Annotated in this window: 19 protein-coding genes; 11 read left to right on the plus strand and 8 right to left on the minus strand. The window is 74.4% G+C overall.

Annotated elements, in window-relative coordinates:
- Nucleotides 1–25: 25 nt before the first annotated feature.
- A complete protein-coding gene (locus HS048_RS10530; RefSeq protein ID WP_196466846.1) occupies nt 26–673 on the minus strand; it encodes a response regulator transcription factor in 648 nt (215 codons plus the stop codon).
- Between the two features lie 4 nt (nt 674–677).
- On the minus strand, nt 678–1,832 hold the full coding sequence (locus HS048_RS38070) for a sensor histidine kinase (protein ID WP_196466847.1): 1,155 nt from the start codon (nt 1,830–1,832) through the stop codon (nt 678–680).
- Between the two features lie 182 nt (nt 1,833–2,014).
- Between HS048_RS38070 and HS048_RS10540 the strand changes: the two genes are divergently transcribed.
- Entirely contained in the window at nt 2,015–2,728 is a 714-nt protein-coding gene (locus tag HS048_RS10540) for an ABC transporter ATP-binding protein (protein WP_196466848.1), read from the plus strand.
- The gene (locus HS048_RS10545) at nt 2,725–3,486 is read left to right on the plus strand and encodes an ABC transporter permease (RefSeq protein WP_196466849.1); all 762 of its coding nucleotides are present in this window, start codon (nt 2,725–2,727) and stop codon (nt 3,484–3,486) included. The genes HS048_RS10540 and HS048_RS10545 overlap by 4 nt, the downstream gene beginning before the upstream one ends.
- Before the next feature lie 188 nt (nt 3,487–3,674).
- Here HS048_RS10545 and treS read toward each other — a convergent pair whose 3' ends face one another.
- Entirely contained in the window at nt 3,675–5,363 is a 1,689-nt protein-coding gene (gene treS, locus HS048_RS10550) for a maltose alpha-D-glucosyltransferase (protein ID WP_068895272.1), read from the minus strand.
- 521 nt (nt 5,364–5,884) lie between these two features.
- On the opposite strand from treS, the gene HS048_RS10555 reads away from it, so the two are divergent.
- From HS048_RS10555 to HS048_RS10565, 3 genes are all read left to right on the plus strand, one after another.
- Nucleotides 5,885–7,900 carry a CehA/McbA family metallohydrolase gene (locus HS048_RS10555; protein ID WP_307832417.1) on the plus strand — a complete coding sequence of 672 codons (2,016 nt, stop codon included), beginning with the start codon at nt 5,885–5,887 and terminating at the stop codon, nt 7,898–7,900.
- 235 nt (nt 7,901–8,135) lie between these two features.
- The gene (locus HS048_RS10560) at nt 8,136–8,378 is read left to right on the plus strand and encodes a type II toxin-antitoxin system VapB family antitoxin (protein WP_196466850.1); all 243 of its coding nucleotides are present in this window, start codon (nt 8,136–8,138) and stop codon (nt 8,376–8,378) included.
- On the plus strand, nt 8,375–8,809 hold the full coding sequence (locus HS048_RS10565; protein ID WP_196466851.1) for a TA system VapC family ribonuclease toxin: 435 nt from the start codon (nt 8,375–8,377) through the stop codon (nt 8,807–8,809). The genes HS048_RS10560 and HS048_RS10565 overlap by 4 nt, the downstream gene beginning before the upstream one ends.
- Before the next feature lie 31 nt (nt 8,810–8,840).
- Here HS048_RS10565 and HS048_RS10570 read toward each other — a convergent pair whose 3' ends face one another.
- Nucleotides 8,841–10,610 (minus strand): asparagine synthetase B family protein, encoded by a 1,770-nt coding sequence (locus HS048_RS10570; RefSeq protein ID WP_230880799.1) that lies wholly within the window; start codon nt 10,608–10,610, stop codon nt 8,841–8,843.
- A 71-nt stretch (nt 10,611–10,681) separates the two neighbouring features.
- Here HS048_RS10570 and HS048_RS10575 point away from each other — a divergent pair, with 71 nt between their 5' ends.
- From HS048_RS10575 to HS048_RS10600, 6 genes are all read left to right on the plus strand, one after another.
- Nucleotides 10,682–12,622 carry a hypothetical protein gene (locus tag HS048_RS10575; protein WP_307832418.1) on the plus strand — a complete coding sequence of 647 codons (1,941 nt, stop codon included), beginning with the start codon at nt 10,682–10,684 and terminating at the stop codon, nt 12,620–12,622.
- Between the two features lie 2 nt (nt 12,623–12,624).
- Nucleotides 12,625–13,344, plus strand: coding sequence for a DALR anticodon-binding domain-containing protein (locus HS048_RS10580; RefSeq protein ID WP_196466852.1), 720 nt, complete (start codon nt 12,625–12,627; stop codon nt 13,342–13,344).
- 32 nt (nt 13,345–13,376) lie between these two features.
- Nucleotides 13,377–14,201, plus strand: a complete 825-nt coding sequence (locus HS048_RS10585) for a neutral zinc metallopeptidase (protein WP_068894800.1) — start codon at nt 13,377–13,379, stop codon at nt 14,199–14,201.
- 142 nt (nt 14,202–14,343) lie between these two features.
- Nucleotides 14,344–15,726: a diaminopimelate decarboxylase gene (gene lysA, locus HS048_RS10590; protein ID WP_068894802.1), complete on the plus strand. Its 1,383-nt coding sequence runs from the start codon at nt 14,344–14,346 to the stop codon at nt 15,724–15,726.
- A complete protein-coding gene (locus tag HS048_RS10595) occupies nt 15,723–17,033 on the plus strand; it encodes a homoserine dehydrogenase (protein ID WP_068894804.1) in 1,311 nt (436 codons plus the stop codon). The genes lysA and HS048_RS10595 overlap by 4 nt, the downstream gene beginning before the upstream one ends.
- Before the next feature lie 253 nt (nt 17,034–17,286).
- Nucleotides 17,287–18,099 (plus strand): polysaccharide deacetylase family protein, encoded by an 813-nt coding sequence (locus HS048_RS10600; protein WP_196466853.1) that lies wholly within the window; start codon nt 17,287–17,289, stop codon nt 18,097–18,099.
- A gap of 138 nt (nt 18,100–18,237) precedes the next feature.
- Here HS048_RS10600 and HS048_RS10605 read toward each other — a convergent pair whose 3' ends face one another.
- Genes HS048_RS10605 through HS048_RS10620 form a run of 4 tightly spaced genes read right to left on the minus strand, consistent with a single transcriptional unit; the run spans nt 18,238 to nt 24,304 of the window.
- Nucleotides 18,238–19,977, minus strand: a complete 1,740-nt coding sequence (locus HS048_RS10605) for a glycosyltransferase family 2 protein (protein ID WP_196466854.1) — start codon at nt 19,975–19,977, stop codon at nt 18,238–18,240.
- Entirely contained in the window at nt 19,967–21,712 is a 1,746-nt protein-coding gene (locus tag HS048_RS10610) for a glycosyltransferase family 2 protein (RefSeq protein WP_196466855.1), read from the minus strand. The genes HS048_RS10605 and HS048_RS10610 overlap by 11 nt, the downstream gene beginning before the upstream one ends.
- A complete protein-coding gene (locus tag HS048_RS10615; protein ID WP_196466856.1) occupies nt 21,709–23,694 on the minus strand; it encodes a glycosyltransferase family 2 protein in 1,986 nt (661 codons plus the stop codon). Before HS048_RS10615 ends, HS048_RS10610 begins: the two co-directional genes overlap by 4 nt.
- Nucleotides 23,687–24,304 (minus strand): hypothetical protein, encoded by a 618-nt coding sequence (locus HS048_RS10620; protein WP_196466857.1) that lies wholly within the window; start codon nt 24,302–24,304, stop codon nt 23,687–23,689. The genes HS048_RS10615 and HS048_RS10620 overlap by 8 nt, the downstream gene beginning before the upstream one ends.
- Between the last annotated feature and the right edge of the window lie 71 nt (nt 24,305–24,375).

Here is a 24,375-nt window from a genome sequence, read left to right on the forward strand (position 1 = left end):
GTGCGGGGCCGGTCCGCGGGCGCCCTCAGAGGAGGCCGGCGTCGCGCACCTTCATGGCGACCTGCACGCGGTTGTCGGTCCCCAGTTTGGCGAAGATCCGGGTGACGTTCGCCTTCACGGTCGCGACGCTCATGTGCAGGCGTTCGGCGATCTCGGCGTTCGAGCTGCCGCGGGCGAGCTCGGTCGCGACCTCGCGCTCGCGCTCGGTGAGCCGGTCGATCTCCCGCCGCGCCTCCGGACTCGGTGACCCCTGTCCGCCCGCGGCCGCGGCGATCACCTGCCGTGCGACGCTCGGCGAGAGCACCGGCTCGCCCCGCGCCACGGCGCGGACCGCCTCGATCATCTTCGGTGGAGGCGTGTCCTTCAGCAGGAAGCCGTCGGCGCCGAGCCGCAGCGCCGACAGCACCATGTCGTCGGCGTCGAAGGTGGTGAGCACCAGGATCCGCGGCGGGTCCGGCCGGGCCAGCAGCAGCCCGGTGGTGGTCAGTCCGTCCTGCCCGGGCATCCGGATGTCCATCAGCACGACGTCGGGGGTGAGATCGCGGATCACCTCCATGGCGTGCAGGCCGTCCCGGGCCTCGCCGGCGATCTCCAGGTCGGGCTCGCCGCCGAGGATGAGGCGCAGCCCGGTCCGGACCATCGGGTCGTCGTCCACGAGCACCAGTCGGATCATGACGTCAAGCCTGCCACGGCAACCGGACATCGAGGACGAACGACCCGTTGTGGATGGAGTGCCGGAGAGTGCCGCCGGCCATCCGGGTCCGCTCGGCCAGGCCCACCAGGCCGAGCCTCCCGCCGGGGCCCGCGGGCGCGCCGGACGGCACCGGATTGCTCACCCGGATGCGCAGGCCGTGCCCCGGCCGCCCGCCGAGCTCGGCCGTCACCCGGCTGCCCGGGGCGTGCTTGCGCGCGTTGGTCAGGGCCTCCTGCACGATCCGGTACGCGTGGCGGCCGGTCTGCGCCGGGAGCAGCTCCCGGCCGTCCACGGTGTCGGCCACCTCGACCCGCTGACCGGCCGCGCGCACCTCGCCGAACAGGGTCTCCAGGTCGTCCAGGCCGGGCTGCGGAGGCTCCGGGGAGCCGTCGCGGCGGAGCGCGCCCAGCACGGTGCGCAGCTCGTTCAGCGACTGGTGCGCGTTCTGCTGGATCGCCAGGGCGACCTCCCGGGTCTCCTCGTCGGTGAGATCCCTCCGGTACGCCAGGCCGCCGGCCAGCATCGACAGCAGGGAGATCCGGTGGGCCAGGACGTCGTGCATCTCCTGAGCGATCTTCACCCGCTCCGCCAGCCTGGCCTGCTCGATCCGCTGCGCCTGCTCGCGCCGCGCGGCCAGCGCCGTCTCCCGCCGGGAGGCGGCCAGGTCGCGGCGGCCGCGCAGGTACAGGCCGAGGACGGTCAGCGCGCCGAGGATGACGGTTCCGGTCGTCACGGAGACGACGGTCGCCTGGTCGCGCACGCCGCCCCAGGTGGTGGCGTACACGACCAGGCACGCCCAGGACACGGCCGCGACCACGGCGATCCGGCGCCACCGGCGGTGCGTGCACAGGGACACGTACGCGACGTAGGCGGGGCCGACCGCCGTGGCGGAGAAGGCGGTGAGCAGGGCGGTGGCCAGGGCGACCGGCCACGGGTGGCGGCGGTGCCACCCCACCAGGACCAGTCCGGCCAGGCCGAGCCCCACGTCGGCCAGCGCCGCCGCCAGCCGACCGGGGTCCTGGTGGGCGAGCACGACCCGGATGAGGCCGTGGAACAGCATCGGCGGCGCGGCGCACAGGTACGGCAGCGCGAGGCCGAACCGGTCCGGGGGCGGCTGGTTCTCCGTACGGTCGTGCACGTCCCACAGCCTAGGAGCGGCCGGACGGGTCCCGTAGCGACCAGGGTCGACCTCCGGAGCGACCAGGGTCGACCTCCGGGTGGCCGCAGGTCGACGGCCGGGGCGCCGGACCGCGCCCCGCGGCCGGTGGTCCTCGACCCCGGTCCGATGACCGGCGGCGCCGCATCCGGTGGACTGGACGCATGATCGAATTCAACCGGGTCGGCAAGTCCTACGGAGGCGTGCGGGCACTCGACGACGTGTCCTTCACCGTCGGGGCGGGGAGCATCACCGGTTTCCTCGGGCCCAACGGCGCGGGCAAGTCCACGGCCATGCGCATCCTGGCCGGGCTCTCCCGGCCGTCCTCGGGCGCGGCCACCGTGCTGGGCCGGCCGTACGCCGAGCTGGACCGGCCGGGCTCCCAGGTCGGCGTGCTGCTCGACGCCGGTGCCCAGCATCCCGGCCGCACCGGGCGGGAGGTCCTGACCCTGGGCGCGATGATGCTCGGCCTGCCGTCGTCACGGGTCGACGAGGTCCTCGACCTGGTCGGGCTGACCGGGCAGGAGGCCCGGCACAGGGTAGGCGGCTACTCGCTGGGGATGAGGCAGCGGCTCGGCGTCGGGCACGCCCTCCTCGGCCGTCCCCGGGTGCTCGTCCTGGACGAGCCCGCCAACGGTCTCGACCCGCAGGGCATCCGGTGGATGCGCGGGCTGCTCCGCGGCCTCGCCGAGGCGGGCTGCGCGATCCTGCTCAGCTCGCACCTGCTGCACGAGGTCGAGCAGGTCGCCGACCGCATCGTGATGATCGGCCGCGGCCGCGTCCTCGCCCAGGGCACCCTCGCCGAGCTCGGCCGGGGCCGCAGCCTCGAACAGCTCTTCCTCGACCTGACCGCGACCACCGATCGGAGCCCGGCATGACCGCCACCGCGACGCCCGGCATGACCACCGCCCCGACCCCGTTCCACCGGCTGCTGGCGGTCGAGGCCCGCAAACTCGTCGACACCCGCAGCGGCAAGGCCCTGGTCCTGGTCCTGGTCGGGCTGGTCCTGGCGGCCGTGACCGCGCGCGGCGCCGTCTCCGGCCCGGAACTGCAGGCCCTGGTCAACGCCGCCGGAATCGGGCCCGGAACCCTGCTGCCCGTGCTCGGCATCCTCACGGTGACCGGCGAGTGGAGCCACCGGACCGCCCTGACCACCTTCACGCTCGAACCCCGGCGCGGGCGCGTGCTGGCGGCCAAGTTCCTGCCCGCACTGGCCGCGGCCGTGGCGGCCTGCGTGCTCGCCGTACTGGCCGCGGTGCCGGCGACCGCCGTCACCGCCGCGGTCCAGGGCGTTCCGGCCGTCTGGGAGGTCGATCCCGCCGCCCTGCTGGGCTGGGCCGGGGTGCAGGTCCTCATGGTCGCGGAGGGACTGGGCATGGGCGTGCTGCTGCTGAACGCGCCGGCCGCGATCGTGATCTGCCTGGCCTCACCGATGGTGTGGGCCGTGGTCGGCAGGCTCGGCACCGCCGGTGCGACCCTGGCGGAGTGGTTCGACCTGAACACCACCACCGGGCCCCTGATGTCCGGCGACCTGTCCGGAGGCGGAGCCGCCCGGCTGGCCGTGTCGGCGCTCGTCTGGATCGCCGTCCCGATGGCGGCCGGTGCGGTGCGGGTGATCCGCGGGGAGGTGCGCTGACGGGGACACCGGCCTGTCCGGGGCCTTCCGGCCGCGTCCCCCGGCCCCGTGTCCCGGCGGATCGCGGATCCGGCGCGGGGACGGGGCCGGTGCGAAAACGGGACCGGGCGGCGCCTGGTGGGAGCCGCCCGGGACCGCGCCGGTTCAGCGCCGGCCGAGTTCCGGTCGAGTTCTGGTGGAGTGCCGGTTCAGCGCCGGCCGATGGAGAACCAGTAGAAGCCGTGACCCGGCAGGGTGAGCAGGTACGGCAGTTCACCGATGACGGGGAAGGGCACCCCGCCGCGGGCCTCGACCGGGGTCATGCCCTCGAAGCGCCGCAGGTCCAGCTGGACCGGCTGCGGGTACTTCGACAGGTTGTTGACGCAGAGCATCACGTCGTCGGCGTCCTCGCGCAGGAAGGTCAGCACCGCGGGGTTGTCCGACCACAGCTCGATGTACTCGCCGGTGCCGAAGACCGGATGGTGCTTGCGGATCCGCAGCATGTTCCGGGTGAAGTGCAGCAGCGACGAGCCGCTCTTCTGCTGCGCCTCCACGTTGACCGCCTGGTAGCCGTAGATCGGGTCCATGACGGCGGGGAGGTAGAGCCGGCCCGGGTCGGCGGTGGAGAAGCCCGCGTTGCGGTCCGGGCTCCACTGCATCGGGGTGCGGACCGCGTCGCGGTCCTCCAGCCAGATGTTGTCGCCCATGCCGATCTCGTCGCCGTAGTACATGACCGGCGAGCCCGGCAGGGAGAGCAGCAGCGCGGTGAACAGCTCGATCTGGTCGCGCTCGTTCTCCAGCAGCGGGGCCAGGCGGCGCCGGATGCCGAGGTAGGCCCGCATGCGCGGGTCCTTGGCGTACTCGGCGTGCATGTAGTCGCGCTCTTCCTCGGTGACCGTCTCCAGGGTCAGCTCGTCGTGGTTGCGCAGGAAGATGCCCCACTGGGCGCTGTCCGGGAGCTTCGGCGTCCGCGACATGATCTCGGAGATCGGCTCGCGGCTGCCCCGCCGCACCGCCATGAAGATGCGCGGCATCAGCGGGAAGTGGAACGCCATGTGGCACTCGTCGCCGCCGACGGCCGGGTCGCCGAAGTACTCGACCACGTCCTCGGGCCAGCCGTTGGCCTCGGCCAGCAGCACCCGGTCCGGGTAGAGGCGGTCCACCTCGGCGCGGACCTTCTTCAGGTAGGCGTGGGTCTCCGGCAGGCCGGAGCAGGTGGTGCCCTCGCGCTCGAACAGGTACGGCACCGCGTCCAGCCGGAAGCCGTCGATGCCCAGGTCCAGCCAGAACCGCAGCACCTCCAGCATGGCCTCCTGGACCGCCGGGTTCTCATAGTTGAGGTCCGGCTGGTGGTGGAAGAAGCGGTGCCAGTAGTACTGCCTGCGGACCGGGTCGTAGGTCCAGTTGGACTCCTCGGCGCCGACGAAGATGATCGGCGCGTCGGGGTAGCCGGTCGGGTCGTCGGCCCAGACGTAGAAGTCCCCGTAGGGGCCCTCGGGATCGTGCCGGGAGGCCTGGAACCACGGGTGCCGGTCGCTGGTGTGGTTCATCACCAGGTCGGTGATGACCCGCAGGCCCCGCTTGTGGGCCTCCTCCACCAGCTCCACGAAGTCGGCCAGGTCGCCGAAGTCGGGGAGGATCTTCATGTAGTCGGAGATGTCGTAGCCGCCGTCGCGGAGCGGCGACTCGTACAGCGGGAGCAGCCACAGGCAGTCCACGCCGAGCCACTGGAGGTAGTCCAGCTTCTCGATCAGGCCGCGGATGTCTCCGGTGCCGTCTCCGTTGGAGTCCTTGAACCCCCGGACCAGCACCTCGTAGAAGACGGCTCGCTTGTACCACTGCGGATCGGCGGACACGAAGTCCTCGGAGACCGAATCCGGGCAGGGGGATGCGTTCATCATGTACTCGCTCACAATGAGGAAGGGCAGGACGAAGTCACCGGGTGCCCCGGCTGAATGATGTTTGGTGACCGCGCCGGCGGGAGCCGTCATCCCCACGAGCTCCATGCCCCCGGCCGGACCGAATTCGTGGTTCGGTGCCGGCCGTTGTAGCGCTTTCTGCGGCGAACACTACCAGCCGAGTGGATCGTGGGAAGCCTGATCGGAATCTCCGTCCGGACCGCCGGTCCGGAACCCGTGCCGAAGCCACGTAATCGCCCTGTCACCTGGTGTTCTCGCCGCGGGAACACGGCAGGTCGGATCGCTGCCGGCGGGTCCGCTCCCGGTTCCCGGGAGTCGTGGCGCGGGGTGGGAGCGGAAGGCGGGTCGGCTGCCCGAGTCCTTTCCGGGACGCCGGGGATGGGATAGGAGTCGAGTGCCCGTTCCGGTTCCCGGGCGGCCGCTCCGGTCTCCCCCGAGAGACGGCGGGGACACGCGACGGGAGCCGGGCGGACACGGGACACCATGGAGGGAGGACCGCCGTGCTCGGTGATCCGCTGCTGCCCGAGGCCGTCGCCCGCGCGCTGGGGCACTACCGGGCGCTGCGCGACCGGCACGGGGTGTGCTGGGGAGAGGATCTCATCCCGTACGTCGGGGAGGTGCGCACCAGCGAGTACCTGATGGGAGGTCACGACTACTGGAGCGCCTGTTTCGCCCAGCTGGGCGGTGCCGCACGCCGCGACCTGGACGCGCGCATGGACGAGCTGGACCTGGACCGGGTGGTGCGTGACGCGCTGGCCGGCGACGTGCCGGACAACCTGGCGGTCCTGCGCCTCACCCCGGACGGCGCCGTGCTCCGGGCCGTGACCGCGGTCGTGCTCGACGACGCCCCGCTGGAGACGACGCTGCTGCTGGACTCCGGCAGGGACGAGCCGGTCACGGTCCTCGTCGACGGCACGCCGTACGAGGTGGCGCCGTACGGGGCGCGGCTGGTCGGGATCGACGCCGCCGCCCGGGTGGTCGTCGAGGGGGAGCGGGTGGACCTGGGCGTGCTCAGCCGGCGCGCGGACCGGGCGAGGATCAGGTTGCGCGCGGGCTTCCCGTGCCGGTGGAGCGTGACCGGGGCGAACGGGCAGGGCTGGTACCCGCCCGGGGCGCCGCGCGCGCTCGACCACCACCGCAGGCCGTACTTCCACGGCGACGACCTGCTGCTCGACGTGCCCGCCGAGCAGATCACCGTGGCGGTGACGCGGGGCATGGAGTACACCACCGCCGAGCTCGCGCTCCGGCCCGCGCCCGGAGAGGAGCGGCTGGTGGAGCTGCGTCCCGAGCGGCTCTACGACGCCGCGGCCCGCGGCTGGTACGGCGGAGACCTGCACGTGCACCTCAACTGGATGGGCGACGAGCCCGCGGCGCCCGCCCGGGCCGCGGCCGTCCAGCACGGCGAGGACCTGCACGTGCTGAACCTGGTGGCGGGCAACGTCGCGGGGGAGCGCGTCTACGACCGGGAGGCGCTGGCGCACTGGGCGGGCGAGGACCTGCCCTGGTCGGACGAGCGGCACCTGGCCAGGTTCGGCGTGGAGTACCGCAACGACCTGCTCGGGCACGTCACGGCGTTCGGGCTGTCCGCTCCGCCCGGGCGTTTCCACTCCGGGTTCGCCGGCGGGCCCGACGCCGAACCCAACAGCGCGGCGCTGGAGGAACTGCGGAGGCTGGGCGCCGTCACCGGCTACGGGCACCCCTTCCACACCGACCTGGCGGAGGACGACCCGCCGGAGCGGGGCGTGGCGGCCGGGCGGAACTGCTCGGCGCGCGAGGTCGTCGCCGACGCCGCGCTCGGGCTGGTGGACGCGCTCGACGTGCTCAACCACTCGTCCATCCAGGCCACAGCGGTGGTCTACCGACACCTGGTCGGGGCCGGCTGCCGCCTGGCCGTCACGGCCGGCAGCGACTCGGTGCTGTCCATCTCGCGTCGCGGCACCGCCTCCAGCCCGCCGGGCTGGCAGCGGGTGTACGCCCGCGTCGAGGGCCCGCTCACCGCGGAGTCCTTCGCCGAGGCGATCCGCCGGGGACGGACCTTCGCCACCACCGGCCCCTGGCTGTGGCTCTCGGTCGACGGGCACGGGCCGGGCGACACGCTGGAGCTCACCATGGGCGACCGGGTCCGGATCCGGGCCGGGGCGATCGGGCCCGAGGCGGAGCGGCTGGAGATCCGCACCGGCGACGGCGTCCTCGCGTGCGGTCCGCCGGACGGGCTGACCGCCGAGCTGGTGGTACGCGAGCCGACGTACGTGGTCGCGGTCGCCACCGGGGGACCGCATCCGCGGTCGTGCCATCCGTCCGGCGCCTACGCCCACACCAGCCCCGTCTACCTCGACGTGGCGGGCGCGCACGTGGCCAGGCGGGCCGACCTGGAATGGTGCCTGGGCTGGCTGGACCGGCTCGGGACCCTGCTCCGGGAGGACGGCCGGTTCGCCTCCGACGAGCAGTACCGGGCCCACCTCGACCTGTACCGCCGGGCCGGGGAGGTCTACCGCTCACGGCTCGGACACCGGTAGTGGCACCCGTCGGCGGCGGCGGGCTCACCGCCTCCGCGGACGGCCAGGCTCAGGGCGGGGTGAGGTCGGTGAGTCGGACCGATTCCAGAGCATTCATTCCCGCTCCGCCGTATGGCGAGGTGGTCCTGCCCGGCGGGACGTCTGCGGTGTGTGAAGCCGTAAGACTTTTTGTATCGGAACGGATCCGGAGAGTGAATGAGTATGGGAGTGTTGCTCCATGGGTATGGCAAGCCATATGAAGACGACTGTAGACATCTCCGACGGCCTGCTGCGGGAGGCCCGGCAACTCGCCCGGAGCGAGGGGACCACGTTGCGCGCCCTGGTGGAGGAGGGGCTGCGCTCCGTCCTCGCCCGCCGGGCGAGGACGGAGGGCTACGCGCTGCCCGACGCCTCCGTCGGCGGCCAGGGCCTGCAGCCGCGGATGCGTGACGCCTCCTGGGAGGACCTGCGAGCACTCGCCTACGGTGACCGTCTGTGATAGCGGTCGACACGAACATCCTGGTCTACGCCCACCGCAGGGACAGCGAGTTCCACGGGCGCGCCGCTCCCAAGGTGAAGGCGCTGGCCGAGGGCCGGGCGGCATGGGCGATTCCCTGGCCGTGCGTCCACGAGTTCTTCTCGATCGTGACCCATCCGCGGGTGTACGCCCCGCCCAGCAGCACGGCGGACGCGATCGGTCAGATCGACGCCTGGCTGGGATCACCGTCCCTCGTGCTCCTCGGCGAGGCGGAGAACCACTGGCAGGTGCTTCGGAAGTCGCTCGATGCGGGAAAGGTGACCGGCCCGCTGGTCCATGACGCGCGGATCGCCGCCCTCTGCAGTGCGCACGGGGTCCGTGAGCTGTGGAGCATGGACCGGGACTTCAGTCGCTTTCCGGAGCTGACCGTCCGCAACCCGCTCCGGGACTGAACCCGGCCCGGACCCCGCCTTCCGCGGATGGTCAGGCCCAGGGCGGGGTGAGGTCGCCGACCCGGTCGGCGCGCTCGTCGAGCCAGGCGCCGAACAGGACCAGGCTCCGCACCCAGAACCGGTCGTTCCAGCCGTTGAAGCGGGCCAGCGCGTCCGGGCCCTCGGCGACCACGGCGTGCAGGTGCTCGGAGAGCAGCGACGGCACCGCCCGTGCGACCCGGGTCAGCATGGCGTGGCCGTAGGCGCGGGCCGGCGCGGCGGCCGAGCGGAGCGGGACCCGCTGGAGAGGCTGCTTGACCACGTTGGTCGAGGGCAGCGCGGCCACGCGGGGGTTGGCGGCGTACAGGACCTCCCGGTAGAACCGGCCCTTGTCCTTGCGGGCGACGCCCACCGAGAGCGCGGCGTCGAAGAAGTCCGGGTGCGTGAACGGCGCCGCGAACGAGACCTCGGGGCCGACCAGGTTGACGGGGGAGCGGGCGATGCCCCGGGCGGTGCGGGTGTGCAGCACCGACAGCGGCAGCTCGGCCCGGTGGCCGTTGAGCATGGAGGTCGACTGGGCGAACGCGGTGCGGACCGAGCCGGAGATCCACTCCGCCGCCCGCTCCGACAGGAACGGCGCCGAGGGCGCGCCCAGCGCGAGCGAGCCGAGCAGCGCGGCCTTGCGCTCGGCCTCCGTGGAGGCCTCCAGCGCGGCCCCGCTGACCATGAAGTTCTTCAGCAGCGGCCCGCCGGCCAGGCCGTCCACCAGGGTCCGCCCGGCGCGGTGCACCTCGCGGGCGAACGGGGCGTACCAGGCGTGGTGCGGGGTGAGGAACTCCAGCCTGCGGGCGACGGCCAGCGCGTCGGCGGGATAGGCGGCGGGGTCCTGGGGGATCACCCGGTGCCGCACGCCGAGCTCGCGGGTGATCGCGCGGGCGAACGCGATGTCGGTGTCGGTGCCGTCGTCCGGGCTGGTCGTCCACGACTCCACGTCCGCGCCCCGGGCCACCGCCACCGAGCAGAGCAGCCGCGAGTCGTAGCCGCCGCTGACCGGCACCAGCAGCGGCCGGGAGTCGAACTCCTTGTAGACCTCGTGCAGGATCTCCAGGATCTCCCCGGCGCTGCGGCCCGCCTCGAACGGCTCCTCGCGCAGCCAGCGGGGCAGCCGCCGCTCGACCGCGATCCGCCCCGACCGCTTGGCGAGGACCAGCGCGCTGCTCCCGGCCAGCCGCTTGACCTGCGCGTACGGGGTGTCGTCGCGGAGCGGGAAGGTGAGCTGGACGATCGCCGCCCAGGCGTCCCAGTCGACCTCGTACGGCGTGCGCGCCAGCGCCAGCAGCGGCTCCAGCAGCGAGGAGAAGTAGACGGCCCCGCCGACGGAGACGTAGTAGACGTCCACCAGTCCCAGGCCGCCGGCGTGCAGCGTGACCCGGTCGCCGTCGTCGATCAGGCCGGGCGTCTCGTAGGTCTCGGCCACGGTGATCCACGGCGCGGGCCCGGACGGCCGGCGCTCCCCCCAGGCGAACGCCCAGGTGCCCGAGTCCGCCCGCGCCGAGTCCTCGCGTGCGGCGTCCGGGCGCGCCGGGTCCCCGCCTTCGGCGGCCCCCTGCCCGGCGTCCTGCGGTCCGGTGCTCCCGCGCCCGGGCTCGGGACCCCGGTGGTAGGGCGGCAGCGGCGAGGAGCTGAACAGCGCCGCCTCGGCGGTCCGCAGCGCCGGCCGCACCCGCGGCCCGGCCTCGCGCAGGGCGGCCAGGACGGCCTCGTCGAGCCGGCCGACGCCGCCGCAGACGTACGGCCTCACATTGAACGTCGGCCACTGCACCGTGCTGACTCCTCTGTGTCGGGATTGACCAAAGGGTATCCTTTCGCCCGGCTCAGGAATCGGAGGACGACGTGGCGAGCGAGCGACTCGAGAGCACGCGGCAGGCGTTGCGGGAGGCCATGGCCCAGGCGGAGCGGGCCGCGGAGCTGGCCCGCCTGCTCGACGCGGCCCAGGCGAGGATCGCCGACGCCGAGCGCGCGGTCGGGGAGCTGCGCGACGTCCGGGAGCGGCTGGCCGAGGCGGAGGAACGGCTGGCCGAGGCCAGGACCGCGGAGGCGGCGCTGCGCAGGGAACTGGCCGAGCAGCGCTACCAGACCGAGGTGGCCCGGTGGAAGCTCTCGTCGGTGCAGGTGGCGCGCTGGTCCCGGATCGGTGACGCGATCAAGACCGGCAAGAGCAACCCGGTGCGGCTGGCCCGCGGCCTGCGCGGCGCCGCCAGGCCCGCCCAGCGCCCGGCCGCGCCCAAGCGGCAGCCGGTCCCCGAGCCCCGCGACCAGGCCAGGCCGGCGCCCCCCGGCGCGGCCTTCCAGGCCACCACGTCCACCAGGACGCTGGACGGCGCGTCGTTCCGGCTCAAGCCCTTCCGCGTCCCCACCGGCCCGAACACCCGCCCGCACCTGACCGCCGCCGTCGTCGCCGACCCGCACGCCGAGGCGCTGCTGCGCTACGAGTGGCGGCAGACCACCGGGTTCACCCCCCGGGACTTCGCCCGCGTGCTGGCCGCCGAGGTGCCGCACCTGCTGCTGGTGGAGTCGGTCACGCAGGGGCCCTGGGCCGAGGAGCTGCGCGAGCCCGGTGAGGGACTGCGCGCGCTGCTGGCCTGGTGCGCCGAGCGGGGCATCCGCACGGTCTTCTGGCACACCGGGGGAGAGGTCGCCGACCTGGCCGCCGCGGCCGGGCTGTTCGAGCACATCGTCACCGCGCGGACGGCGTCGGTCCAGGAGTGGGGCGCCGTGCTGGCCACGGCGGAGCCGGAGCCCGGCCGCCGGGCGCCCTCCCTGGGCCTGCTGCCGTTCGCGGTCCAGCCGCGGGTGCACAACCCCCTGCCGCTGGCCTCCGGCCGGTTCGACCGGGTGCTCTCCCTGGAGGAGCTGCTCCCCGGCCACCTGTCCTACCCGGACGTGCTCACCTCCTACCGCTGGCCGAAGGCCGTGGACTGCCCGCCCGGCACCGAGACGTGGCGGCTGGCCGAGCTGGCCGCCTGCGGCACGCCGATCGGCGCGCCCGAGGGCGGTGAGCCCGACGGGCGCAGGGCGCACGCCGCGCTCCGGCAGGCCTACGCCTCCGGCACGATGACCGACAAGGTGGACGACCTGCTCGACGCGGTCGGCCTGCCGAGCGCCCGGCCGACCCTGGGCATCTCGGTGATCATGCTCGACCGGGGCGACCCCGAGCGCGCGCTGGCCCTCCTCGCGCCGCAGCAGGGCGTCGTCCAGCTGGTGCTGCTCTCGCAGTCCGGGGACGAGGGGGCGGCCGAGGAGGCGGAGCGGCGCGCCCGCGCCGTGCTGGACGGGCACGTGGGCGTGGTGGTCCGCCGCGCCGACCCGGGGCTCACCACCGGCGCCCTGCTCGACCGGGCCCTGGACCTGTGCGAGGGCGACCTGGTGGCCGTCATGGACGCCCGGGACTCCTACGGCGAGCACTACCTGGCCGACCTCGCCCGGGTCTTCACGTTCACCACCGCCGACATCGCCGGGAAGGCCGCTTACCACGCCCACCTGCGCGACGTCGGCGCGACCGTGCTGCGCCGTCCCGACGCCGAGTACTCCTACCTGCCCGAGGTGACCGGGGCCACCCTGCTGGGCCGCAGGAACGTGCTGCGCTCCCTGGGCTTCGCCGACCTGTCCGAGGGCTGGGACGAGGTCCTGATGCGGCAGTGCCGCACCGACGGGGTCAAGGTCTTCTCCGCCGACCGCTACGGGTACGTCTGCCTCCGCGACCACGACGCCGACCTGCTCGGCTCGGCCCGGCTGGTCGAGTACGGCCCCGCCGAGCCGCACGCGCTGGTCTGACGGTGACGCCCGGCCGGCTCGCCGAGGTGCTCGGGGCGCCGCCGGTCCCGCGGGGGACGTGGGAGCGGGAGGCGCTGTACGTCTCGACGGCCGCGCTGCGCCACGGGGAGCGGGCCGGTGAGCGGGCGGCGGAGCTGGCCCTGCGGCTGCGCGCGCTGCCGGGGATCGAGGAGGTCCGGGTACGGCCCGGCGGGTTCCTGGAGATCGTGGTGGCCGTCCCCGGCGAGCTGGTCGGGGAGGCCGGTGCGGGGCGGTCCGGGGACGCGGCGGAGGGCCGGGGCGCCCCGGGGCCCCCGGAACCCCGGGGGCCGTCGCCGTGGCCCCAGGGGACGCCGTGGTCGCCGGGCACCTGGGACAACCCCGGGTTCGTCGTCGGCTACGCGCACGCGCGGGCGGTCGCCGTACGGCGCTGGGCGGCGGAGCTGGGCGTGGCGGGGGCGTTCCGGCCGGAGCTCCTGGCGGACCGGTGGGACCGGGCGGTGCTCAGGGCGCTGGCCGAGGCGCCGGGCAGGCGGGTGAGCCGGGATCCCGGGTGGGCGGCCTACGCCGAGCGGCTGGCCATGGCCTACCACGACGCGTTCGAGCGGGCTCCGGCGCTGCCGCGGGGGGACGAGGCGGTGTCGGCGCTGCACGTGGCGCGGGTGCGGCTGGCGGGGGCCGTGCGGGAGGTGCTGGCGGAGGCGATGGCGGAGGTCGGAGTGATTCCACCAGATAGATTGTGATTAATCATCCGAAAACGTATTGAGGAGAACTGGTGAGCGGTCCGCGCGACTGGTCCCCTCACGGCGCGTCGCGGCCCGGCGTGGTCCGGCGGACGCTGCCCGTCCTCCTCGTCTTCGCCCTCCTGCTCGGCGCGCTGTTCTACCTGCGCGACGACCTGCGGGAGCTGATCGGGACCGCGCCCGGATCGGCCCGCTCGGCCGTGGCCACGCACCTGCTCTACGAGAAGACCGGCCCGGTCGGCGGCCGCTGCCCCGGCCTGCCGAAGGACCTCGACGCCGACCCGGACACGACCCTGAACGTCCTGGCGCGTTGCCTGGACCGCATGTGGAGCGCGACCCTGGAACCGGCCGGCTTCGACTACGAGCCGCCCGCGGAGATGCGGCTGGTCGCCACCCCGGAGGAGGCGGCCTGCGGGATCGACGACTTCGACTGGGCCGGCATCTACTGCTCGGGGGAGCGCATCGTCAACGTCCTGGTGGAGGACGACGGCGAGGAGCGCGACACCTTCCCGATGATGTTCACCCTCGCCCACGAGTACGCCCACCACGTCCAGCAGATCACCGGGATCGCCGACCAGAACGGCTCGGAGGTCTTCGACGAGGCGTGGTCCCGGCGGCTGGAGCTGCAGGCCGACTGCCTGGCCGCGGCGGCGCTGCGCAACGTGCACCCGTACCTGCTGAACGACCTGCGCCGCGGCGCGGCCGTGGAGCCGGACGAGGCGGACGCCGGCGCGGACGCGGCCCGCCAGTCGCACGGCTCCGGCGCCAGCGGCGCCCGCTGGATGCTCCGCGGGCAGCAGAAGGGCACGCTCGCCGGGTGCAACACCTGGAAGGCCCCGGCCGAAGAGGTCTCCTGAAGCCCCCGGATCCGCCCGGGACGCCAAAATCTGCGGCGAGAACGGATGAACACCTGAAAAGTTCGCGTATCCGCGGACGATTCCGTCTCGACAGGTGAGCAGGCGTCTCATCCGGATCAGCGGGTCCGATAGCCTCTTTTGGGTGAGTCGATTCGTCCACCCCGCCGGTGACCGGCACGCCGAGATCCTTCCCGAGGACCGCCCGCCGCAGGCGCCCGCCGACCTCAACACGCTCGACCCGACGATCTGGCCGCGAACGTCCAGCCGCGCCGACGGCTCGATCACGATCGGCGGCGTGGACGTCAGGGACCTGGCCGAGCAGTACGGCACGCCGCTCTACGTGGTGGACGAGGAGGACTTCCGCTCCCGCTGCCGCGAATACCGGTCCGCGTTCGAGGGCGGTGAGGTCCACTACGCGGGCAAGGCGTTCCTGTGCCGCGAGGCCGCCCGCTGGGTCATGCAGGAGGGCCTGGGCCTCGACGTGTGCAGCGCGGGCGAGCTCGCCGTCGCGCTGAGCGTCGGCTTCCCGCCCGAGCGGATCACGATGCACGGCAACAACAAGTCGCCCGCCGAGCTGGAGCGGGCCGTCCAGGCCGGCGTCGGGCACATCGTGGTCGACTCCTACGAGGAGATCGCCCGGCTGGGCTTCCTCGCCGAGCGGCACGGCGTGCGGCCCAAGGTCCTGATCCGGGTCACCGTGGGCGTGGAGGCGCACACCCACGAGTTCATCGCCACCGCCCACGACGACCAGAAGTTCGGCCTCTCGCTGAGCAGCGGCGCGGCCGCCGAGGCCGCCCGCAGGATCCTCGCCCTGCCCCAGCTGGAGCTGGTGGGCCTGCACTCCCACATCGGGTCGCAGATCACCGACACCGCCGGGTTCGAGGTGGCCGCGACCCGCCTGGCCAAGCTCATGGTGCAGATCCAGCAGGAGCACGGCGTCGTCCTGCCCGAGCTCGACCTCGGCGGCGGGTACGGCGTCGCCTACGTCGAGGGCGACGAGACGCTCGACGTCAAGGAGATCGCCGACAGCCTGCGCGAGATCGTCGCCAGGGTGGCGCAGGCCGCGCACCTGCCGGTCCCCCGGCTCACGGTCGAGCCGGGCCGGTCCATCGCGGCGATCGCGGGGGTGACCCTCTACGAGGTCGGCACGATCAAGGACGTCGAGGGCCTGCGCACCTACGTCAGCGTCGACGGCGGCATGAGCGACAACGTGCGCACCGCCCTCTACGGCGCCGACTACACCGCCCGCCTGGCCTCCCGGGCGAGCGACGCGGCGCCGATGCTCTCGCGCCTGGTCGGCAAGCACTGCGAGAGCGGCGACATGGTGGTCCGCGACCTGTGGCTGCCGCAGGACCTCGCCCCCGGCGACCTGGTCGCCGTGGCCGGGACCGGCGCCTACTGCCGCTCGCTGGCCAGCAACTACAACTACCTCCCCAAGCCGGCCGTGGTCGCGGTCGCGGGCGGGGCGTCCCGTGTGATCGTCCAGCGGGAGACCGAGGACGACTTGCTGAGAGGACAGCTGTGAACCAGGTTCCCGGGAAGAAACTGAAGGTCGCGCTGCTCGGTTGCGGCGTGGTCGGCTCCCAGGTGATCCGGCTGATGCGGGAGCAGGCCGGCGACCTCGCCGCCCGGATCGGCGCGCCGCTGGAGCTGGCGGGCGTGGCCGTACGCCGGCCGGGCCGGGCGCGGGACGTCGACGTGGACCCCGCGCTGATCACCACCGACGCCGAGGCCCTGGTGACGCGCGACGACGTGGACATCGTGGTCGAGGTGATCGGCGGCATCGAGCCGGCGCGCTCGCTCATCCTCGCCGCGATGGGGGCCGGCAAGTCGGTCGTCACCGCGAACAAGGCGCTGCTCGCCGAGGACGGCGCGACGGTCCACGCCGCGGCCCGGGCCGGTGGCGCCGACCTGTACTTCGAGGCGGCCGTCGCGGGCGCGATCCCGCTGATCCGGCCGCTGCGCGAGTCCCTGGCCGGGGACCACGTGCACCGGGTGCTCGGCATCGTCAACGGCACCACGAACTACATCCTCGACAAGATGGACTCCTCGGGCGCCTCGTTCTCCGACGCGCTGGAGGAGGCCCAGGCCCTGGGATACGCCGAGGCCGACCCCACCGCCGACGTCGAGGGCTTCGACGCCGCGGCCAAGGCCGCGATCCTGGCCGGGATCGCGTTCCACAGCCGGGTCACCGCCGCGGACGTGCACCGCGAGGGCATCACCGAGATCAGTGCGGCGGACGTGGCCAGCGCCAGGGAGATGGGCTACGTCATCAAACTGCTGGCGATCTGCGCCCGCTCGGAGGACGGCCGTTCCTTCGGCGTCCGGGTGCACCCGGCGATGATCCCCCGGACCCACCCGCTGGCCGGGGTCCGAGAGGCCTACAACGCGGTCTTCGTCGAGGCGGAGTCCGCCGGGCAGCTGATGTTCTACGGCGCGGGCGCCGGCGGCGCGCCGACGGCCAGCGCGGTGCTCGGCGACATCGTGGCGGTGGGCCGCAACCTGCTGGCAGGCACGCGCGGCCCGGAGGAGTCGACCTACGCCGACCTGACGGTCCACCCGATGGGCGAGACCGTCACGCGCTACCACGTCTCCCTGGACGTCGCCGACAAGCCGGGTGTGCTCGCCCGGGTCGCCGACATGTTCGCCAAACAGGACGTCTCCATCCAGACCGTCCGGCAGGAGGGGCTCGGCGCCGACGCCCAGCTCGTCCTGGTCACGCACCGGGCCAGCGACGCCGCCCTGTCGGCGACGATCGAGGGCCTGCGGGAGCTCGACATCGTCCGCGACGTGGTGAGCGTCATGCGGGTCGAGGGCGAGGACGCCTCCTAGCAGCCCACCGGAACCCCTCCGGCGCCCATCGGAACCCCCGGCGGGTCCGCGCCTGGGCCGCGCGCCCGTCGGAGGGTCTCCGCGGACAGGCGGTCATCCGGGCGTCGTATGCGTGTTGCGTATGGAAACGGCCAAGTGGACACCATGTGTCGGTAAGGTGCTTTTCTGTATCTCCGGTCCGTTTCCCGCCAGGACGGTCCGGCCCCCTCGGGGCCGGCCGCCTGCGCGAGCCTCCCCGAAGGAACGTCGCATCGTGAAGACCCCCGGCCGCCTCGCAGGGGCCCTGACCGCGCTGGTCCTGCTCGTCTCTCCCGGCATCCCGGCCCAGGCGGCCGCCGCCCCGAAGAAACCCGGGAAGCCGAAGACGATCGTCGCCCTCACCTTCGACGACGGAGACGCGACCCACGCGGCGGCCGCCCGCATGCTCGAGAAGCACGGCATGCGCGGGACGTTCTACGTCAACAGCGGGACCGTCGGCTTCGACGGCAAGCTGACCGAGCGCCAGCTGACCGCCCTCGCCCGGGCGGGCCACGAGATCGGCGGTCACACGCTGACCCACGTCCGGCTCAACGAGCTCCTGCCCGCAGAGCAGCGCGCGCAGATCTGCGACGACCGCCGCGCCCTGATGGAGATGGGCCACCGGGTCACCACCCTCGCCTACCCCTTCGGCGCGCTGAACGCCGACGCCAAGAAGACGGCCGAGTTCTGCGGCTACAACGCGGCCCGGGGGGTCACCGGCCTCAAGCGCTGGAACTGCTCCGCCTGCCCCGGTGCGGAGAGCCTGCCCCCGGCGGACCGCTGGGCGGTCCGCGCGCCGAGCTCGGTCCGCGACGACACGCTGGTACGGCACATGCAGCAGCAGGTCGTCAACGCGGAGAAGGCCGGCGGCGGCCTGGTCCCCCTCATCTTCCACATGGTCTGCGACGACTGCGGCACGTACTCGACCAGCCCGGAGCGGCTGGAGGAGTTCCTCGGCTGGCTGGAGAAGCGCAGGAGCCGCGGCACCGTGGTCAGGACCATGGACCAGGCGATCGGCGGCAAGTCCCGACCGCTGCCCGCGGAGTGACGTGCGGGGCCCGGTCCGGCACCCGTCAGCCGGTCCCGGGCCGCCGCCCGCGGGTGACGTCGCGGAGCCCGGCGCCCGTCAGCCGGTCCCGGACCGATGACCGCGGGGTGACGTCGCGGAGCCCGGTCGCCGAGCCCGTCAGCCGGTGACGGTGGCGGGAGGGCGGAATCCCTCCCACCGCTCGACCGCCTGCTCCAGGAACCAGTCCGCACCCTCCTGCCAGGTGTGCCGGTCGGGCCGGCCCCTCCGGATCAGGAAGCCGAGGCCGTGGGTCTGGTAGATCCGCCCGCCGGCCCGCAGCACCGCCTCGAGGAACTGCCCGTCGACCGTCCGCGCGACGGGCCGGAACCCCCCCACCGCCTCGAACGTGTCCCGGGGCATGAAGATCGTGCCGCCGGAGACGAAGTCCTGCCAGGTCTCACAGGCCCAGCGGTGCCGGACGGTCGTGTCGAGCTCCTCCAGATAGAACAGCTCGGCGGACGTGCCGGTGACCTCCGCGCCGCTGTAGACGCGGGCCAGGTGCATGTCGGCCAGGTGGTGCGGGCCGTACCAGTCGTCGTCGTCCCACTTGGCCAGGTAGTCGCCGCCCGCCCGGGACACCGCCCGGTTGAGCACCTCGCCGAAGGGCGTCGCCGCGTCCGCCTCGACGGCGGTCACCGGGTACGGCCCGGCCCCGGGCACGCCGCGGAGCGCGTCGGCGGCGGAGAAACCGTGGGCGGCGAGGACGACCTCGGCGTCGACCAGGCGCTGGCGGGCGATCTGGGAGAGCGCGAAGCCCACCATCTCCGGTCGCCGGGTCGCCAGCAGCACCGAGATCCTCGGCCGGGCCGCCCGGGCGCGGCGGCCGTGGGCCAGCAGCGCCCGGCGGCGCAACCCGACACTGTGCTCCTCGCGCCGCAGGTCGTCGGCGAGCAGCTCCGGGGTGGCGCTCTCCAGCAGGCGGGCGAGTTCCTCCCCCAGCACGGGACGGACCTCGGCGGGGATCCGGGAGACGAGCAGCGGCACCCCGGCGGCGGCCAGGGCCACGACGAGGTCCGCCAGGCCGCCCTGCGCGGCCCAGTCGACGCGGATCGCGCGCAGCGGGCGCAACCGGGCCACCTCCACGTCGGTGACCCGCCCCGAGGGCTCCGGGAACACGACCACCGGGGCGTCGTCGAGCACGGCCTCCCAGCGGTCGCCGCGCCGCAGGAGATCCGCGGTGCCCAGTTCCGGCGCGCCCAGGAAGCCGACGGGGTTGACCGACAGCTCGTCCACGGGGCGGACCGGCCGGACCGGCCGCTCGCGCACCCGCGCGGGCCGTGCGGCCGGCCCGCCCGTCCGTGCGGCCGGTGTTCCGGGCCGATCGCCCGGCTCCGCCGTCCCGGGTGCTCCGGCGGAGCCGGGCCGGAGAGGCCCCGCCATCGACGCGAGCACGCCTGCGGGCGGGACCGCCGCGTGGAAGTGCATCTCGGCGATCCAGCCGGTCTCGCCGTGCCTGGCGAGCCTGAGGGAGTCCAGCGCGCGCACGGCGAAGCCGCCCTCGCCCGGGGTCCGCAGGTGCCACCACTCCGGAGCCTCCACGACGTGCACCACCAGCCGCCGGGCCGAGGGCAGCCGGGACGCCGGCTCCGCGATCCGGCGCAGGTCCGCGGGCGTCCTGAGGATCAGCGCGATCCCCTCCACCACGCCGGGGGAAGCCGTCGGCGCTCCAGGGTCCACCGGGCCGTCGAGGTCCACCGGGCCGTGGTCCACCGGGCGGTCGAGGTCCACCACGCGGGCTGCGGGCTGCGGGCCGACGGCCTCGGCGGGCCGGGGGAAGCCCGCGCAGGCCACGACCGCGCTCGACAGGCGGCCGGGGGTGAGCACCTCGTCGATCGTGGCGCGGATCTCAGCGATCATCGGAGTCCTGGGGCCGGCTCAGGGTCTTCCTGACCGTGCGGAGGAACGGGGCGTGCTCGGCGAGCCGTCGCCGCCAGCGGTACCGGGCCCTGCGCAGCTGGGAGAGCTCCCGCCGCCACTGCACGGCCGACCGGCGCCACCGGGTCGCCTCGGCCTTCCACTCCGCGGCGTCCTTCTTGCGCCCGGCGGCCTCGGCCTTCCACCGGGTCGCCTCGCCCTTCCACCGGGCGGCCTGGGCTTTCCACTTCTCGGCCTCGTTGCGCAACCGGGTGAGCTCGGCGTTCGAGCGGGAGGTGCTCGGCGCGCCGGCCGCGGAGGCGGGGAGGAACCCCCACGTCTCGCCGCTGGTCCACCGGGTGCCGAAGGTCTGGTGGACCACGTCGTCGAGGTCCTCGTCCGCCGCGGCGAGGAACCGCGCGCGCGTCACCGCGGCGGTCCGCTCCAGCCGGGCCGTCACGAGGTCACCGTGCCCGTCCAGGACGACGTCGACCACGCCGGCGCAGTCGGTGTCCGCGTCGGCCGTCAGGTTCCGCAGGGTGTCCGGGCCGGGCACCCAGCCCGCGGGCAGGCGGAGGCGGAACATCGCGGGGGCGGAGTCCCCGCCCGGGTCCTCCGTGAAGGCGACCCGGCCGTCGTGCTCGTAGGTGCCGCGGGCCAGCCGCAGGTCCAGCAGCGGGTCGTCGAGCGGGGAACGGCGCTCGGCGGTCAGGGCGCTCCACGGGCCGACGAGCGTCACGGCGAGGTCCGGCAGCGTGGAGGCCAGCACGCCGTCGACCGTCGCGCGCACGTCCTCGTAGCGCGCGCCGGCGACGTCCACCACCACGTCCACGTACGGCACCAGCCTGCGGCGGGTGGGGTGGGTGCGCAGCCAGCGCAGCTCGGGCACCCGCTCGGCGAGCAGAGGCCAGTTGTGCCGCTTGACCTCCGCCTCGCGCGTGCCGACGGTGTGCAGCCCGAGGTGCCGGCTCCGGGCCTCGCGCTCCGGGACGAACACGGCCCCCTGCTGGGCGAGCCGGTAGCCGAGCTCGGTGTCCTCGCCGAGCACCAGGGAGGTGTCCATGCCCCCGGCCGCCCGCAGCAGCCGGGCGGAGACCGAGGCGGTGGCCCCGCAGTGCACGTTGTAGGCGTCGATCGGGCAGTCCCGCAGGTCGTCCGTGCGGGCCAGGAACTCCTCCACCCAGTCGTGCGGCTCGGTGGTCTCCGGGGGGAAGAGCTCCTCCACCCGGCCGCCCGCGACCGCCGCGTGGACCTCGGCCGCCGAGGGCAGGCCCGCGGACACGTCGGTGAACCGCAGGGAGCCGAGCACCACCAGGTAGTCGGCGAGGTGGTGCCAGCGGAGCTGGGCCTCCACGTGCTCGCGGAAGGGGACCATGTCGGCGTCGAGCCAGTGGACCACCTCGCCCTCGGCCGCGTCGGCCCCGGTCTGGCAGGCCCAGGCGCGGCCCCAGCCCCCGGGGCGGCTGGGGACGATCCGGGTGCGCTCGGGGGCGATCTCACCGATCCGCAGGGCGGGCCCGCCGCCGTCGTCCACCACGATCACCTCGGTCAGGTGCGCGGGGTAGCTCTGCCCGGCGAGGGCCGCGAGGGTCAGGTCGAGCGTCTCCTGGCACCGGTAGGCGGGGACGACCACGCTGACCGTCCTGGTCGGCGTCCAGGCGCCGAGCCCGGCGGGGGTGAGCGGACCGTGGTCGTTGAGCCGGATGCGCGGCTGCCCGCCGGTCGTTCCCGCGGTCATCGGGGACCGTCCAGTTCCATGAGCCGGCCGGCGTGGAAGCCCCGCCACTGCCGTACCGTCCGGTGGTCGAGGAAGGTGTTGACCGGCGCCTTCCAGGTGTGCCCGGAGGAGGCCTGCCGGCGCAGGACGTAGCCGAGCCCGTGGGCCTGGTAGATCCTGCCGCCCGCCTGCCGGACGGCCTCCAGCAGCTGGCCGTCCTCGGTGAGCCCGACGGGCCGGAAACCGCCCACGCCCTCGAAGACGTTCCTGGGCAGGAAGAGGGTGCCGCCCGCCACGAAGTCCTGCCAGGTCTCGGTGTTCCACCGGCGCTGCACCGTCGCGTCGATCTGCTCCAGGTAGACGATCTCGGCGGGGGCGCCGGTCAGGTCGGCACCGGTGTAGAGGTGGGCGAGGTGCAGGTCGGCCAGGTGGTCGGGGCCGTACCAGTCGTCGTCGTCCATCTTGCTGAGGAACACCCCGGAGGCCCGCGCGGCGGCCTCGTTGAGCACCGCGCCGAACGGCAGGCCCGGGTCGGCCTCGTACACGGTCACGGGGTGCGGGAAGCCGGCGACCGCCCTGGCGACCTCGGGGAGGTCCGCGGGGACGCCGTGCAGGGCCAGGACGAGTTCGAGGTCGACGCCGCGCTGACGGGCGACCTGCGAGAGGGCGAAGTCCACCATGTGCGGCCTGCGGGTCGCCAGCAGCACCGACACCCGGGGCGGTGCGGCGGCGGGGAGCCCGGCCCGGACGGCGAACTCCGCCCAGCGGGCGCGGCTGCCGTGGACGCGCAGCGCGCAGCGGCGCAGCGCGATGCTGTGCTCCTGCCGCCGGAAGTCGTCGGCCAGGTCCTCGGGCCGGACGTCCCGGACCAGTTCGGTGAGGCGCTCGCCGAGCAGCGAGGCCGCCCAGGCGGGAACGGCCGGTCCGGACAGCGGGACGCCGGCGGCGGCCAGGCCGGCGACGACACGGGCGGCGGCGACCGGGCCGGTGTGGGCCGGCCGCCACTCCACGGTGATCCCGCGCAGCGGCCGCAGCCGGGCGACGACGGCGTCGGTGACGCAGCCTGAGGAGGCGAAGGCCGCCATGCGGACGCCGTCGAGCACGACCTGCCAGCGGCCCTCCCGCTGGGTGAGGCGGGCGAAGCCCAGCTCCGGCGTGGCGGCGAAGCCCGCGGGGTTCACCGAGCGCTCGTCCACCGGGGGGACCGCCGAGGGACCGGACAGGTCGAGATCCGAGCCCACGCCGTGGCCGCCCGGCCGGCCGAGGCGGACCCAGTCGGTCACCGCGGGTCCGGGGCGTTCGATGGCCGGGACCTCGGGGTCGGACCATTTCCCCGATCCGGGGCCCACGGTCCGCAGCGCGAGATCGCAGCCGGGGGCGGCGTGCCTGGCGGGCACCGGCCCGTCGACGTCGGCCAGCGTGGCGTTGGGGTCGGCCGGGCGCCAGTGCGCCGCCCCCGCTCCCGCGAGGGCGGCGACCGGCTGGGGCATCGTGTCGGGCCGCCCGGGCGTGAAGGCGCGGGCCGCGGCGATCAGGACCTGACCGGCCTGCATGGGGGCGGTGAACCGGGCCTCCACCGTCCAGGAGCGGTCGCCGGTCCGGCTGATCCGCCAGTCCTGGAGCGTGCGCCAGTTGGCGTGCGGCGAGGTGGCGGCGAGCGGGGCGTGCCGCAGCGGCGGCGTGTCGGCCACCGCGACGGCGACCCGTGCGGCCTTCGGCAGCAGGGTGTTCAGGGTCACGGCCCGGCGCAGGTCGGTCACCGTGCGGGCGAGCACGACCACCCGGGCGACCGGGCCCTCGCTCAGGACCGCGCCGGTCGGGACGGCGTCGAGGTCGGCCACCGTGGTGTGCGGGCGCTGCGCGACCAGTTCGCCGAGGTCCCGGTCGAATCCGGTCGAGCACAGGAGCAGTTCCCCGGATCCGGTGAGGAGCCCGCGCAGCAGCGGCTCCGTCCCGGGCGGGAGCCGCTCCGCCGTGGTGCCGTCCACCGCGGTGTCATCCACGGTGGGCCCCGTGCTCGGCGGCGCGGTCGGCGGTGCCGGGCTCCAGGCGGCGCCCGCGGTCCGGGTCGAGGGCCGGATCGAGGGCCGGGCCGAGGGCCGGGTCGATGGCCGGGGGCAGGCCGTCGGAGAGACGGCGGAGCTCCGGGAGGACCCGCTCGCGGAGCTCGGAACCGATCTCCAGGAGCAGGCCGGTGTGGGCCGAGTTGCGGGTCATCGCCTCGATCCTGTCCTCACCGAGCGAGGTCAGCACGTCGGCGGTCCCGGCGGCGCTGCGGTCCTCCATTCCGCGCACCGACTTCTCCAGGCGGTCGATCGCCGCGGTGAGCCGGGTCAGGTCGGCCCGGATCCTCTTGAACTCGTCGAGCCGGGCGGGCACCGGCTCCAGCCGCTCCCGCAGGACCGCGACCTTGCGGTCCAGCCGCAGGACCTTGCCGTCGGCGCGCCGTACGGAGAGCAGGGTCAGGACGAGCGCGGCGAGCGTGGCCAGGGAGAGGGCGATCTGGAGGGCGGACACGGCGTCCACGGCGCCGAGGCGGACCAGCACGAGCAGCACCAGGACTCCTGCGGCCCCCGCGGCAGCGGCCATGACGGCCAGACGACGCGGCGTCATAGAACGCATGAACAGGCCTTTCACGACTGGTGGCGGCGACGTACCGAATCGCCCGAGGTGGCTGTTGAATG

Origin of the sequence: Planomonospora sp. ID91781 (genome assembly GCF_015711595.1) — a bacterium.
In the GTDB taxonomy this organism is placed as follows: domain Bacteria; phylum Actinomycetota; class Actinomycetes; order Streptosporangiales; family Streptosporangiaceae; genus Planomonospora; species Planomonospora parontospora.

Bases quoted from the DNA above. Each gene is read 5' to 3' on its own strand.
- HS048_RS10530 (WP_196466846.1), bottom strand. From the start codon at position 673: ATGATCCGACTGGTGCTCGTGGACGACGACCCGATGGTCCGGACCGGG.
- HS048_RS10540 (WP_196466848.1), top strand. From the start codon at position 2,015: ATGATCGAATTCAACCGGGTCGGCAAGTCCTACGGAGGCGTGCGGGCA.
- HS048_RS10545 (WP_196466849.1), top strand. From the start codon at position 2,725: ATGACCGCCACCGCGACGCCCGGCATGACCACCGCCCCGACCCCGTTC.
- treS (WP_068895272.1), bottom strand. From the start codon at position 5,363: ATGAACGCATCCCCCTGCCCGGATTCGGTCTCCGAGGACTTCGTGTCC.
- HS048_RS10560 (WP_196466850.1), top strand. From the start codon at position 8,136: ATGAAGACGACTGTAGACATCTCCGACGGCCTGCTGCGGGAGGCCCGG.
- HS048_RS10605 (WP_196466854.1), bottom strand. From the start codon at position 19,977: ATGATCGCTGAGATCCGCGCCACGATCGACGAGGTGCTCACCCCCGGC.
- HS048_RS10610 (WP_196466855.1), bottom strand. From the start codon at position 21,712: ATGACCGCGGGAACGACCGGCGGGCAGCCGCGCATCCGGCTCAACGAC.
- HS048_RS10620 (WP_196466857.1), bottom strand. From the start codon at position 24,304: ATGACGCCGCGTCGTCTGGCCGTCATGGCCGCTGCCGCGGGGGCCGCA.